Source organism: Cruoricaptor ignavus, assembly GCF_014961145.1.
GTDB lineage: Bacteria > Bacteroidota > Bacteroidia > Flavobacteriales > Weeksellaceae > Cruoricaptor > Cruoricaptor ignavus.
On record NZ_CP063145.1, the window covers coordinates 1,722,381 to 1,736,038 of the forward strand.

The 13,658-nt window shown below is 51.3% G+C and carries 7 protein-coding genes, 2 tRNA genes, 3 rRNA genes and 1 pseudogene; 11 read left to right on the forward strand and 2 right to left on the reverse strand.

Features of this window, described 5'->3' with window-relative positions:
• The first annotated feature begins 49 nt into the window (after nt 1-49).
• From gcvH to rrf, 7 genes are all read left to right on the forward strand, one after another.
• Nucleotides 50-427, forward strand: coding sequence for a glycine cleavage system protein GcvH (gene gcvH / locus IMZ16_RS08275; protein WP_193439656.1), 378 nt, complete (start codon nt 50-52; stop codon nt 425-427).
• Nucleotides 372-785, forward strand: a complete 414-nt coding sequence (locus IMZ16_RS08280; protein ID WP_394368271.1) for a VanZ family protein — start codon at nt 372-374, stop codon at nt 783-785. The genes gcvH and IMZ16_RS08280 overlap by 56 nt, the downstream gene beginning before the upstream one ends.
• Before the next feature lie 533 nt (nt 786-1,318).
• Nucleotides 1,319-2,827: ribosomal RNA gene (locus tag IMZ16_RS08285) — 16S ribosomal RNA — on the forward strand.
• Nucleotides 2,828-2,999: 172 nt separating this feature from the next.
• Nucleotides 3,000-3,073 (forward strand) — tRNA-Ile (locus tag IMZ16_RS08290).
• Between the two features lie 9 nt (nt 3,074-3,082).
• A tRNA-Ala gene (locus IMZ16_RS08295) sits at nt 3,083-3,156 on the forward strand.
• A gap of 167 nt (nt 3,157-3,323) precedes the next feature.
• Nucleotides 3,324-6,062: ribosomal RNA gene (locus tag IMZ16_RS08300) — 23S ribosomal RNA — on the forward strand.
• Nucleotides 6,063-6,151: 89 nt separating this feature from the next.
• A 5S ribosomal RNA gene (gene rrf / locus IMZ16_RS08305) occupies nt 6,152-6,259 on the forward strand.
• Together the 16S, 23S and 5S rRNA genes with 2 tRNA genes alongside form the textbook arrangement of a ribosomal RNA operon.
• Before the next feature lie 86 nt (nt 6,260-6,345).
• Here the strand turns inward: rrf and IMZ16_RS08310 are convergent.
• Nucleotides 6,346-7,974: an acyl-CoA carboxylase subunit beta gene (locus IMZ16_RS08310; RefSeq protein WP_193439658.1), complete on the reverse strand. Its 1,629-nt coding sequence runs from the start codon at nt 7,972-7,974 to the stop codon at nt 6,346-6,348.
• Nucleotides 7,975-8,072: 98 nt separating this feature from the next.
• Between IMZ16_RS08310 and IMZ16_RS08315 the strand changes: the two genes are divergently transcribed.
• Nucleotides 8,073-8,957: a DMT family transporter gene (locus tag IMZ16_RS08315; protein ID WP_193439659.1), complete on the forward strand. Its 885-nt coding sequence runs from the start codon at nt 8,073-8,075 to the stop codon at nt 8,955-8,957.
• Nucleotides 8,950-10,032 (forward strand): putative type IX sorting system protein PorV2, encoded by a 1,083-nt coding sequence (locus IMZ16_RS08320; RefSeq protein ID WP_193439660.1) that lies wholly within the window; start codon nt 8,950-8,952, stop codon nt 10,030-10,032. Before IMZ16_RS08315 ends, IMZ16_RS08320 begins: the two co-directional genes overlap by 8 nt.
• Before the next feature lie 36 nt (nt 10,033-10,068).
• Here the strand turns inward: IMZ16_RS08320 and IMZ16_RS10540 are convergent.
• Nucleotides 10,069-10,984 (reverse strand): annotated as a pseudogene (locus IMZ16_RS10540) (M23 family metallopeptidase).
• A 93-nt stretch (nt 10,985-11,077) separates the two neighbouring features.
• Here IMZ16_RS10540 and IMZ16_RS08330 point away from each other — a divergent pair.
• Both IMZ16_RS08330 and mqo read left to right on the forward strand, forming a co-directional pair.
• On the forward strand, nt 11,078-12,109 hold the full coding sequence (locus IMZ16_RS08330; RefSeq protein WP_193439661.1) for an NAD(P)H-dependent glycerol-3-phosphate dehydrogenase: 1,032 nt from the start codon (nt 11,078-11,080) through the stop codon (nt 12,107-12,109).
• Between the two features lie 19 nt (nt 12,110-12,128).
• Nucleotides 12,129-13,625: a malate dehydrogenase (quinone) gene (gene mqo / locus IMZ16_RS08335; RefSeq protein WP_073178793.1), complete on the forward strand. Its 1,497-nt coding sequence runs from the start codon at nt 12,129-12,131 to the stop codon at nt 13,623-13,625.
• The last annotated feature ends 33 nt before the right edge of the window (nt 13,626-13,658 follow it).

Genomic DNA, 13,658 nt, shown 5'->3' on the forward strand with positions numbered 1-13,658 from the left:
CCTATTTGCAGAGACAATTTATTTAATAAATTTGCTAAAACGAAAAAAAATGAACACACCGGCAGAACTCAAGTACACAAAAGACCACGAGTGGGTAAAAATCGAAGGAGATACAGCCACCATCGGGATCACGGATTTCGCGCAGAGCGAATTGGGCGACATCGTCTTTGTTGATGTTGACAGCCTGGAAGAAGAACTCTCCGAAGGCGAGGTTTTCGGTAGCGTAGAAGCGGTAAAAACTGTATCCGATCTATTCCTACCCGTTTCCGGCACCGTAGTAGAGTTTAACGAAAAACTAGAAGAGCAGCCAGAACTTGTCAACTCAGACCCTTACGGCGAAGGCTGGATCATCAAAGTGCGTTTAGCAGAAGATGCCGACCAAAGCGGCCTCCTCTCGGCAGAAGATTATCAGGCACTCCTTGGATAAAATTCGGAAAATATCACTTATATTAATGCCCATTTATTGGGCATTTCTCACTTATATGCTCCTAAAACCCGGCGAAGAAAGTTCCGAATTCGTCTGGATATACTCCGGGTTTGATAAAATCGTGCATTTCTGCATATTCGCCGCGCTTGGCATTCTCCTACTTGCCGCCTATCCAAAAATACACCGGAGGAATTATTTCTGCATAATGTTCATCTACGCTATACTGACTGAAATACTGCAGGACGAAATGCGCGTGGGACGCTCGGCAGAACTTCTAGATGCCGTCGCCGATTTCATAGGCGCTGCGGCAACCTGGCTCTTATGGCGGTTCATTACAAGTCGCTCAGCTGCATCGTAATTCCTCGTTCTGCTCGTTGGAGCTTGGGGGTGTTTGTCTTTTTTACTGCCGTGTTGGTCTTTCTTTAAAATTTTTCTACCTGACAACCAGCGACTTGGGCCCGGCGGGCAGATTTTTTTTAAATTACCTCTTGCCTGTTCGGGAAATCCCCTTATCTTTGCACTCCCGATTTGGTATTGGGGGAGCGTTGCGAGAGGGGTAGGAAGCCCTGTTTGAAATTATAAAAAAAAACTTGGCGGAGCGTTTGGAAGTTTGAGTGACAAATTCCTACCTTTGCCCACCCGTTTTTCGGGTCAAGCGTGGGGGGGGATTTTTGCTGAGGCTCCGGGACGGAAAAAATTTTTTTCAAAAAAAGTTTTGGTAGTTTCAAAAAAAGTTCTTACCTTTGCAACCGCAAATCACGAGAGGCCTTTGGCCTGGTGGTTTGGAAGAGAGAGGATCATTGACATCGACGATACATACAACCAGGTAAGGGGCGGCGCCCGGGTATGCTTTATGGCGTATCCGATGGGGCGCCGCGGAACGAAGGAAATACAATGGAGAGTTTGATCCTGGCTCAGGATGAACGCTAGCGGGAGGCCTAACACATGCAAGCCGGGCGGGATCCCTTCGGGGTGAGAGCGGCGTACGGGTGAGGAGCACGTGTGCAACCTGCCCCTGTCTGGGGGATAGCCCTCCGAAAGGAGGATTAACACCCCATAGGATGTTCGCCGGCATCGGCGGTCATTGAAAGGTTACGGACGGGGATGGGCACGCGCAGGATTAGGTAGTTGGCAGGGTAACGGCCTACCAAGCCTTTGATCCTTAGGGGGCCTGAGAGGGTGATCCCCCACACTGGTACTGAGACACGGACCAGACTCCTACGGGAGGCAGCAGTGAGGAATATTGGACAATGGGTGGAAGCCTGATCCAGCCATCCCGCGTGAAGGACTAAGGGCCTATGGCCTGTAAACTTCTTTTGTACGGGGATAAACCTATCTACGCGTAGATAGCTGAAGGTACCGTACGAATAAGCACCGGCTAACTCCGTGCCAGCAGCCGCGGTAATACGGAGGGTGCGAGCGTTATCCGGATTTATTGGGTTTAAAGGGTCCGTAGGCGGGCCTGTAAGTCGGAGGTGAAATCCCGCGGCTCAACCGCGGAACCGCCTTCGATACTGCGGGTCTTGAGTAGGCTTGAGGCGGCCGGAATGAGTGGTGTAGCGGTGAAATGCATAGATATCACTCAGAACACCGATAGCGAAGGCAGGTCGCCAAGGCCTTACTGACGCTGATGGACGAAAGCGTGGGGAGCGAACAGGATTAGATACCCTGGTAGTCCACGCCGTAAACGATGCTCACTCGTTCTCGGGCGTTATCGTTCGGGGGCTAAGCGAAAGTGATAAGTGAGCCACCTGGGGAGTACGGGCGCAAGCCTGAAACTCAAAGGAATTGACGGGGGCCCGCACAAGCGGTGGATTATGTGGTTTAATTCGATGATACGCGAGGAACCTTACCAGGGCTTAAATGGGGGCCGACCGGCGCAGAGATGCGCCTTTCTTCGGACGGTCTTCAAGGTGCTGCATGGTTGTCGTCAGCTCGTGCCGTGAGGTGTTAGGTTAAGTCCTGCAACGAGCGCAACCCCTGCCGCCAGTTGCCATCATTAAGTTGGGGACTCTGGCGGGACTGCCTACGCAAGTAGCGAGGAAGGCGGGGACGACGTCAAATCATCACGGCCCTTACGCCCTGGGCCACACACGTAATACAATGGCCGGTACAGAGGGCAGCCACGCGGCGACGCGGAGCGAATCTCGAAAGCCGGTCTCAGTTCGGATTGGAGTCTGCAACTCGACTCTATGAAGCTGGAATCGCTAGTAATCGCGCATCAGCCATGGCGCGGTGAATACGTTCCCGGGCCTTGTACACACCGCCCGTCAAGCCATGGAAGTCCGGGGTACCTGAAGTCGGTGACCGTAAAAGGAGCTGCCTAGGGTAAAACGGGTAACTAGGGCTAAGTCGTAACAAGGTAGCCGTACCGGAAGGTGCGGCTGGAACATCTCATTTTAGAGGCTTTATCAAGTCAATAAGCACACGGCCCTTCATGGGCCCCGCGCGCCGGAGGGCGCCGCCCCGCCCTGTTGTTGTATAGTATCGGATCATATAAAGTAAAAGGAGGATTCACGCCCGGGCGCGAGCCCAGCGCATTGTCGCGGGCCACGGGTCAGGCGGGTAGAGGAGTCTCGTAGCTCAGCCGGTTAGAGCGCTACACTGATAATGTAGAGGTCGGCAGTTCGAGCCTGCCCGAGACTACGGATGCCTGGGGAATTAGCTCAGCTGGCTAGAGCACCTGCCTTGCACGCAGGGGGTCAAGGGTTCGAATCCCTTATTCTCCACAGCCGCTGAATGCGGCCTGCCGGAAGCCCTTGGGGGGCGCTGCGAAGGAAGGATCCTGCAGCGTGGGTCCCTGGGGTGGGAGGCTAGATTGAGGATCATTGACATATACGGTAAGACATCACAAAGAGACGACCGGGCGCCGGGAGGCGCACCGAGAACCTTAGGGAAAGAAATCGTTAAGGGCGCACGGCGGATGCCTAGGCTTCAAGAGGCGACGAAGGACGTGGCAAGCTGCGAAAAGCCGCGGGGATCGGCACACACGAATTGATCCGCGGATATCCGAATGGGGCAACCCGGCACGCTGAAGGCGTGTCACCAGCAATGGGGCGAACCCGGGGAACTGAAACATCTAAGTACCCGGAGGAAAAGAAATCGAAGAGATTCCGTGAGTAGTGGCGAGCGAAAGCGGACTAGCCCAAAAGCCTTGATATGCTTAGCGGAACGCTCTGGAAAGGGCGATCGGAGAAGGTGACAATCCTGTACGCGAAAGGCATGTCAGGGTGAAACAAGAGTAGGGCGGGACACGTGAAATCCTGTCTGAATACGGGGGGACCATCCTCCAAGGCTAAATACTCCTTGAAGACCGATAGTGGACCAGTACCGTGAGGGAAAGGTGAAAAGCACTCCGAACAGGAGGGTGAAAGAGAGCCTGAAACCGTGCGCCTACAAGCGGTCGGAGTCCCGCGATGGGATGACGGCGTGCCTTTTGCATAATGAGCCTACGAGTTAATGTCGCCGGCGAGGTTAAGCGCTTAAGGCGCGGAGCCGGAGCGAAAGCGAGTCTGAACAGGGCGCGTAGTCGGCGGTATTAGACGCGAAACCTTGTGATCTACCCATGGGCAGGCTGAAGCTCTGGTAACACAGAGTGGAGGGCCGAACCGGTTGGCGTTGAAAAGCCTTCGGATGACCTGTGGGTAGGGGTGAAAGGCTAATCAAACTGGGAGATAGCTCGTACTCCCCGAAATGCATTTAGGTGCAGCGTCGCGCGAGTCCTCCGGAGGTAGAGCTACTGATTGGATGCGGGGGTTTCACCGCCTACCAATTCCTGACAAACTCCGAATGCCGGTGGATGCTGCGCGGCAGTGAGGGCGCGGGTGCTAAGGTCCGCGTCCGAGAGGGAAAGAACCCGGACCAACGGCTAAGGTCCCCAAATGCGCGCTAAGTTGGAGAAACGCGGTCGGACTGCACAGACAGCTAGGATGTTGGCTTGGAAGCAGCCATTCATTTAAAGAGTGCGTAACAGCTCACTAGTCGAGCGGTCCGGCATGGATAATAATCGGGCATAAGCGCGCTACCGAAGCCATGGGATATATTATATCGGTAGGGGAGCATTCCGGCGGCCTGGAAGCCGCGCCGCGAGGCGCGGTGGAGCTTCCGGAAAAGAAAATGTAGGCATAAGTAACGATAATGCGGGCGAGAAACCCGCACACCGAAAGACCAAGGCTTCCCCGGCCATGCTAATCAGCCGGGGGTTAGTCGGGGCCTAACGCGAACCCGAAGGGGGTAGCGGATGGACACAGGGTTAATATTCCCTGACCCGCCCACACTGGAAGTGACGGTTCTCCGTAGCTGCTGGAGACTGACGGAATAGTCAAGGCCTAGCCTTCGGGCGAAGCTGCTGCAGCGAAGGGGGATCCAAGAAAAGCGAGTGAGGCGGCCCGTACCAAAACCGACACAGGTGGTCGAGGAGAGGATCCTAAGGTGCTCGAGTGAGTCGTGGCTAAGGAACTAGGCAAAATTGTCTCGTAACTTCGGAAAAAGAGACGCCCCCGGCGACGGGGGCCGCAGTGAAGAGGCCCAGGCGACTGTTTATCAAAAACACAGGACTCTGCCAAATCGAAAGATGACGTATAGGGTCTGACACCTGCCCGGTGCCGGAAGGTTAAGGGAGGCGCTTAGAGCAATCGAAGGCGCTGACTGAAGCCCCGGTAAACGGCGGCCGTAACTATAACGGTCCTAAGGTAGCGAAATTCCTTGTCGGGTAAGTTCCGACCTGCACGAATGGTGTAACGATCTGGGCACTGTCTCGGCCACGAGCTCGGTGAAATTGTAGTATCGGTGAAGATGCCGATTACCCGCAGTGGGACGAAAAGACCCTGTGAACCTTTACTATAGCTTCGTGTTGACTCTGAGCAATCAATGTGTAGGATAGGTGGGAGGCTATGAAGCGGGCACGCCAGTGTCTGTGGAGCCGCCGTTGAAATACCACCCTTTGCTTGCTTGGAGCCTAACTCCGGAAGGAGGACACCGCGTGGCGGGTAGTTTGACTGGGGTGGTCGCCTCCAAAAGGGTAACGGAGGCTTTCAAAGGTACCCTCAGCACGCTTGGTAACCGTGCGCAGAGTGTAATGGCATAAGGGTGCTTGACTGCGAGGCCAACAAGCCGACCAGGTGCGAAAGCAGGACATAGTGATCCGGTGGTTCCGTATGGAAGGGCCATCGCTCATAGGATAAAAGGTACTCCGGGGATAACAGGCTAGTCTCCCCCAAGAGCTCACATCGACGGGGAGGTTCGGCACCTCGATGTCGGCTCGTCGCATCCTGGGGCTGGAGAAGGTCCCAAGGGTTGGGCTGTTCGCCCATTAAAGCGGCACGCGAGCTGGGTTCAGAACGTCGTGAGACAGTTCGGTCTCTATCTACTGCGGGCGTTAGACGCTTGAGGGGGCTTGGGTCTAGTACGAGAGGACCGGCCTGAACAGACCTCTGGTGTACCAGTTGTGCCGCCAGGCGCACCGCTGGGTAGCTATGTCTGGTTCGGATAAGCGCTGAAGGCATATAAGCGCGAAACCTGCCCCGAGATTAGGCGTCTTTTAAGGGTCGTGGGAGATGACCACGTCGATAGGCCGCAGGTGCACACCTGGCAACAGGTCAGCCGAGCGGTACTAATTGCCCGTAGATTTATGGCCCCGAGGCCGGAGCGCCAGGGCGCCCGATGGGTCGCCTCCTTGTGATGACGTTACCGTAAGAAATAAGCCTTTTATGAGGGCTGTCCAACTTGGGCGGCCACTGCGGAGGGGCTCACCCGTTCCCATCCCGAACACGGAAGTTAAGCCCTCCAGCGCCGATGGTACTGCGAAAGCGGGAGAGTAGGTCGCCGCCAGTCTTTTTAAACCGGGACCCCCGCCACCCAGAGTGGCGGGGGTTCTTCTTTTTTGCCCCCCGTGGCGCGCAAGAACGGGCCCCGACGGCTCACACCTGGACGACGCCAAGGGAAAAGCTATCAGTTATCTCAGAGTTGTTCGCTGCCTCTATTCCCAATGATATCCATTTTCTTGTTTCTTCAGGGTTGATGATTGCGTCTGTCCACAGCCTAGCTGCAGCATAGGTTGGTTCAATTTGTTTGTTATATCTATCAGAAATTTCTCTTAGAAGTTTTTCTCTCTGATTTTCACTTAGTTCTTCACCATTTTTTTTTAGCCCCGCTTCCTGGATTTGAAGCAATACTTTTGCCGCTTGGGAACCTCCCATCACTGCGATTTCTGACCAGGGCCAGGCAACGATAAATCTTGGATCGTATGCTTTCCCGCACATGGCATAATTTCCTGCTCCATAGGAATTTCCAATAATCACTGTGAATTTTGGGACGATAGAATTTGAGACCGCATTGACCATTTTTGCCCCATCTTTAATAATTCCTCCCTGTTCAGACTTGGATCCTACCATAAACCCGGTAACATCCTGGAGGAAAAGTATTGGAATTTTTCTTTGATTGCAGTTAGAAATAAATCTTGCTGCCTTATCTGCTGAATCTGAATAGATTACGCCGCCAAACTGCATTTCACCTTTTCCGTTTTTGACTATTTGGCGCTGATTTGCAACTATGCCTATGCTCCATCCGTCTATCCTGCCAAATCCGCAGATAAGTGATTTCCCGTAATCGGCTTTATATTCCTCAAGCTTTCCTCCGTCTAAAAGACAGTCGAGAATTTCGTGCATATCGTACTGCTCGGCACGGGAGATGGGCATTAAACCAAAAATGTCCGCAGGGTTTCGTTTCGGTTTTTCTGGTTGTGTTCTGTTGAATCCTGCTTTTTTATTGTCCCCGAGGGAGGCTATTATTTTTTTAATATGATTAAGCGCATCCGCATCATCCTTAGCTCTGTAATCAGTAACCCCGGATATTTCGGAGTGCGTTTTGGCTCCGCCAAGTGTTTCATTATCAATGACTTCCCCTATTGCCGCTCTCACTAGATAGCTGCCTGCAAGGAAGATAGTCCCGGTGTTTTCCACAATGATTGCTTCATCGCTCATAGCCGGCAGATAGGCGCCCCCCGCCACGCAGCTCCCCATGATTGCTGAGATCTGAACGATGCCCATCGCACTCATTTTTGCGTTATTCCGAAAGATTCTCCCGAAATGCTCCTTATCCGGGAAAACTTCGTCCTGCATTGGTAGGTAGGCACCGGCAGAATCCACAAGATAAATTATCGGAATACGGTTTTCCATTGCAATTTCCTGTGCCCGGAGGTTCTTCTTTGCGGTGATGGGGAAGTAGGCACCGGCTTTTACTGAGGCATCATTGGCTACCACCACGCAAAGCTTCCCCGAGATGTAGCCCAATCCAGCAACCGTGCCGCCGGCAGGGCAGCCGCCATGCTCCTCGTACATCCCGTGCCCGGCAAATGCCCCGATTTCCAGAAAATCTGTGCCTGCATCGAGGAGGAAATTTATGCGTTCCCTGGCGGTCATTTTACCCTCTTCCCGTATTTTCTGCAGCCGTTTTTTGCCGCCGCCCATTTTTATTTCTTCTAGAAGCCGGTTGATTTCCGCCAATTTCAACTTATTGTGATCTTCTCTCTTGTTGAATTCCAAATCCACGATTTAAATTTTTAAGATAAATTTTATTGCGACCTATTATAATTCGCACTAAACAGGAAACGCAAAATTGCGAAAATTATGAATAAATTTGCATCCTGATGAAAAATTCTGCTGTATTTCGGCTGCATCTAATTGTCTTTATCTGGGGCTTTACTGCTGTGCTGGGCAAGCTTATCCAAGCAGGGGCATACCCGCTTACATTCTACAGGATGCTATTCGCAGCATTTTTTCTTTTTATTTATTTAAGAATGATTCGCAAAGAATCCATCGCGGTGCCTAGGAGGCTGCTGCTGCAGCTCGTTGGTATCGGCGGGCTGATGGCTGCGCACTGGCTGTGCTTTTTTTATTCTATCAAGGTCTCCAATGTCTCCATCGCCCTGTCGTGCATGTCTCTCTCCACGCTATTTGCGGCGTTTATTGAACCTATGGTATACCGCAGGCGGATAGACCTTACCGAGTTGCTTTTAGGCATCGTTATCGTTTTTTGCATCGGCTTGATTTTCAGGACGGAGTTTCACTACAAGGAGGGCATCGTTGTCGGCATTATATGTGCGCTTCTGGGAACCATATTCTCAGTACTGAACGGGAAAATTTTTGGAAAAACTTCGGCGGGAAATATTATTTTTTACGAAATATTTGGCGGATGGCTTCTGATGGCGATTTATTTCACGATTTCTGGCGATATTTTTAGTTTTACTGAAATATCCGGTCGGGATTTAGCGTTAATACTTTTGCTTGCCAGTGTTTTTACCGCATATCCGATGTTTGAATCTGTGAGGCTAATGCAGTACATTTCTCCATTTACCTTAATTTTAACTGTAAATTTGGAGCCCGTGTACGGAATTATCCTCGCTTACCTTATCTTTGGAGAATCGGAGCATATGAGTCCCATGTTCTATCTAGCGTCCCTCGGGATGATTCTGGCGATAGTAGTTAACGGAATCATAAAAGCAAAGCAAAAATCTGTTTCTCAGTATGATTAAGAGAATTCTTCCCGTAATATTTGCCTTCAGTTCAGGCTTTGCACACTCGCAGATTGTCCGGAAATATTCCAATGAATTCCTGAACATCGGCGCGGGAGCACGCGGCCTCGCCATGGGCGGAGCGGTGATTTCCCATCAGAATGATGCCTATGCCCCGATGTGGAACCCTGCGGGGCTTACCGGCGTGGAGAGCGACTGGCAGGGCGCTGCGATGCACGCAGAATATTTTGAATCCATCGCGAAGTACGACTATATCTCCTATGCCAAAGCGCTGGACAACAACGGCGGTGCGCTGGCGCTTTCCTTGGTGCGGCTTGGGATAGATGACATCCTCGATACTACACAAATGATAGATCCGGAGGGGAATATCGATTATGACAAGATTTCAAAGTTCTCGCAGGCAGATTATGCGGGGCTCATTTCGTATGCCTTCAGGCTGAACCAGAGGGTGGATGTGGGAGCCACCGCCAAAATCGTTTACCGGAATGTTGGGAAATTTGCCAATGGTTTTGGGTTTGGCTTTGATGTCGGTGCCCTGTATCACGCAGATTCAGGCTGGAATTTTGGCGGGATGCTGCGCGACGCCACTACTACGGTAAATTTTTGGAAGATCAATGAGGAAAAGCTCTCCGCAACTGTAGAAGGCGAAGAATTTAACCCCGCACCAGAAGATAGGCTGGAACTCACAATGCCCAAGCTAAATCTCGGCGCAAGTAGAAATTTTACGCTGTCCAGAGATCTATCGCTGCTACCTGAAGTGGGCATCAATGTGGACTTTGCTAAAACCGCGGCGGTAATTTCCACCGACTTTGCCAGCATCACGCCGTACTTCGGTGCCGAGCTGGTGTACGATAATTTAATTTTCCTACGCGCGGGAGTGAACCGTTTTCAGACCATCACCGATATCGAAAACGAAAAAAGGAAAGTTTCCTTTCAGCCCAGCGCGGGCATCGGCGTGCGCTACCGCGGCGTCACCGTGGATTATGCCATTTCCAACTCCGGGGTGGGCGGGTCTAATTATTACTCTAATTTCTTCTCACTGAAACTGGATATGGCGCCTATCCGTGGCAGATGATTTAGCGCCAAGTGCCGAGAGCCAAAAAACGAAGATTTAATTCAAAAATAGTTTCGGGTTTACGGGCGTGCCGTTGCGGTGTACCTCGTAGTGCAGGTGCGGCCCTGTGGATCGCCCACTGTTGCCCGTTTTTGCGATCACTTCGCCTACCTTTACCTCATCGTTTACCTTGGTAAGGATTTGCGAAAGATGCCCGTATAGCGTAGCGAGCCCGTTTTTGTGGGACACGATTACGCAATTCCCGTAGCCTCCTTTTACTCCGGCGAAAATTACCGTTCCCTCCGCGGTGCACCTCACATCGCTGCCATAGGGTACCGCGATGTCCATACCTTTGTGAAACTGCATTTGCTCCGGTTCGGATTCGTCGCTTTTTCCTTCCGCCTTACTTTTTCCTGTGGGCTTTTGCGCTGCTATTTTGCCCGGTATTATGTTCCCCAGGCTATCCCTTTCTTCAGGGTATATCTCTGCAGGCTTGGCAGGCAGCAGCGGGTTTTATTTCTTTAGCTTTTGGCGGAATTGGATTTTTTCTCAACCCGAAATTTGATGACACATACCCATCGGCGGGCATACCCAGCGGGGTTTGCAGCAGTTTTTCCTGAAGCTCGGCAAGGTAGCGGCTGTAGCGCTGGCTGCTCCTGGCGAGGTATACTGCGCTGGCGAGGCTGTCCGTGGAGAGTTTCTGTAGTTTTTCATTCGGGATTTTCTTTGCCGCAAAAAGATTGTTAAGACTCCGGAGATATTGATTTACATCCGCCAGGTCGCTGCGCATCTGCAGAAAATCTACGCTGTCCCGCTCGTTCTTTATGGGCATCAGATTTACTTCGTACAGCTTGCCGCCTGCCTTATCTTCTGTTTTGAGTTTTAAGATCCACAACGCCTGTGCTATGATAATTGCTAAAAGAATCACTACCGACAGCGGGCTTTTTGCCACTTTTTTAAATATGTCCTTCATCGGGATTTGAAAATAAAAGCAAAAATACAAACTTAATAACAACTTAATCCCTAATGAATTAGTATCTTTGCTCTCATTATTTTTTCAGTAAAATTGGCTGCAAAAAAAGCGAAGAAATCGGAGAAAAATACCAGAACCCTGCCTGCAGTAGGCGTAGTGGGCAGCGGCAGTTTTGCCACGGCTATTGTGAAGATGTTGTTGGAGAACTGCGAATGCGTGCACTGGTGTGTACGAAGCGAGTTTGTAAAGGGCGCCATAGAGCTCCGCGGCCACAACCCGACATATCTTCCAGCGGTCAATTTTAACTTAAAATGCCTGAAGCTTACCACTGATATCAACGAGCTGGTGGCACAGTGCGATGTGGTAGTGCTCGCCACGCCATCCATTTATCTCTCAGAAGCAGTAGAAAAACTCTATGTACCGTACGAAGGCAAGATTTTTGTTTCCGCAATAAAGGGTATTGTTCCGAAGGCAAATGATGTGGTAGCCCACTACCTGAGGAATGAATTCAACATCCCTTTTGAGCGCCAGGCGGTGCTGGCCGGCCCGTGCCACGCGGAGGAAGTGGCGATGGAGCGGCTCTCCTACCTTACCATAGCGGCTGGGTGCGCCGAGGTTTGCGGGATGCTGGAGCAGGCATTCGCTTCTGATTTCATCCGGGTGCACCCCAGTGCCGATATTTTAGGAAATGAATATAGCGCTATCCTGAAAAATATTTATGCCGTGGGGGCAGGCATCAGCAGCGGGCTGGGATATGGGGACAACTATACGGCGGTCTTTGTAAGCAATGCTATCCGCGAGATGGAACATTTTCTGGAAGGCATACACGAGGTGCCCCGAGATGTGAACGAAAGCGCCTACCTTGGCGACCTAATCGTGACGGCGTACTCTCTATTTTCCAGAAACAGAAATCTTGGGAACTTAATAGGGAAGGGCTACACCGTAAAATCAGCCATCCAAAGCATGAATATGGTTGCGGAAGGCTATTACGCTGCCAAAAGCATCTACGAAACCTCCAGGGCAAAGGGCTTGCACACGCCGATCATTGATACTGTCTACAGAATCCTTTACGAGGAAAAAAATCCGGAAAAGCAGTTCCGGAAGCTAAGCACAATACTGAATTAAAAAAATAAAAAATTAAAATATGCCACAAAATAAAACTCCAAAACCGCACTACGACGCCGTAATGATCGGCGGAGGAATAATGAGCGTAACCCTTGCTATGATGCTCCACGAGCTGAACCCGGAGATGAACATAGCCATCTTTGAGAGGCTTGGGAAATTTGCCAAAGAAAGCTCCGATGCTTGGAACAACGCAGGCACCGGGCACTCCGCTTTTTGTGAGCTGAACTACACCCCGGAGGCGAAGGACGGAAGTATATCAATCTCAAAGGCTGAGAAAATCGCCGAGCAGTTCGAGGTTTCCAAGCAGTTCTGGGCATACCTCGTGGACAAGGGCTATATCGAAAACCCGGCGGATTTCATCAATACCTGCCCGCATATGAGCTTGGTTTTTGGTGAGAAAGATTCAGCTTTTTTAAAGAAAAGATTTGAGGCTCTTCAGAAATCTCAGCTTTTCGAAGGAATGGAATTCAGTAACGAGGCTGAAAAAATCAGAGAATGGGTGCCGCTGATGATGAGCGGAAGAAGCGAGGCAGAAGCCATCGCGGCCACAAGGATGCACCTGGGTACCGATGTGAATTTTGGCGAACTTACCCGGAAAATGGCGCAGTACCTCTCGCAAACTGGTAAGGTAGAAACCTTTGTTTACCACGAGGCCAAGGATATTACCCCGGATCAGAATGGTAAGTGGAGAATCACAATCAAAGACAGGATCAATAAGCATAAGCAACGCGTTTCTGCAGATTTCCTCTTTATCGGCGCGGGCGGGTATGCCCTGCCGCTCCTGAATTCTTCGGGAATCAAAGAGTCCCAGGGCTACGGTGGGTTCCCCGTATCCGGGCAGTGGCTGGTATCGTTCAATCAGGATCTGGTAAAGCAGCACCGCGCAAAAGTCTATACCCAGGCAACGGTGGATGCGCCGCCAATGTCTGTACCGCACCTTGATTTAAGAATAATCGACGGGAGGGAGGCGCTTCTCTTCGGGCCGTTTGCCGGCTTTTCCACAAAATTCCTCAAGCAGGGCAGCTACCTGGATCTGCCGTTCAGCGTGAATTTTAAAAACCTGGTGCCGATGCTTGGTGCGGGCATTCACAACATCCCGCTTTCAAAATATCTTGTGGAGCAGGTGGCGATGACCAAATCGCAAAGGATGGCGCACCTTCGCCATTTCATAAAAGATGCCCGCGATTTTGACTGGGAGCTAAAGATAGCGGGGCAGCGCGTGCAAATCATTAAGGCCGACGAAAAAGATGGCGGAAAACTTGAATTTGGAACGGAGGTAGTAGTGAACAAAGCCGGCAATCTGGCATCGCTCCTCGGCGCGTCCCCAGGCGCCTCTACCGCGGTTTTTGCGATGCTTACTGTCATCGAAAAGTGCTTTCCGGAGCAGGTGAAAGGCGATTGGAAAGAAAAACTTTCTGCGATGATCCCATCTTACGGTAAATCGCTTGCAGAAGATGCCGGCTTGGTAAAAGAAATCAGAGATTACTCCCACAGCAAGCTTGGTTTGAAGAGATAATAAAGTTATAAAAAAACTGAAAAATCCGGCCAA

Bases quoted from the DNA above. Each gene is read 5' to 3' on its own strand.
- IMZ16_RS08280 (WP_394368271.1), top strand. From the start codon at position 372: ATGCCGACCAAAGCGGCCTCCTCTCGGCAGAAGATTATCAGGCACTCC.
- IMZ16_RS08315 (WP_193439659.1), top strand. From the start codon at position 8,073: ATGAAAAATTCTGCTGTATTTCGGCTGCATCTAATTGTCTTTATCTGG.
- gcvH (WP_193439656.1), top strand. From the start codon at position 50: ATGAACACACCGGCAGAACTCAAGTACACAAAAGACCACGAGTGGGTA.
- IMZ16_RS08320 (WP_193439660.1), top strand. From the start codon at position 8,950: ATGATTAAGAGAATTCTTCCCGTAATATTTGCCTTCAGTTCAGGCTTT.
- mqo (WP_073178793.1), top strand. From the start codon at position 12,129: ATGCCACAAAATAAAACTCCAAAACCGCACTACGACGCCGTAATGATC.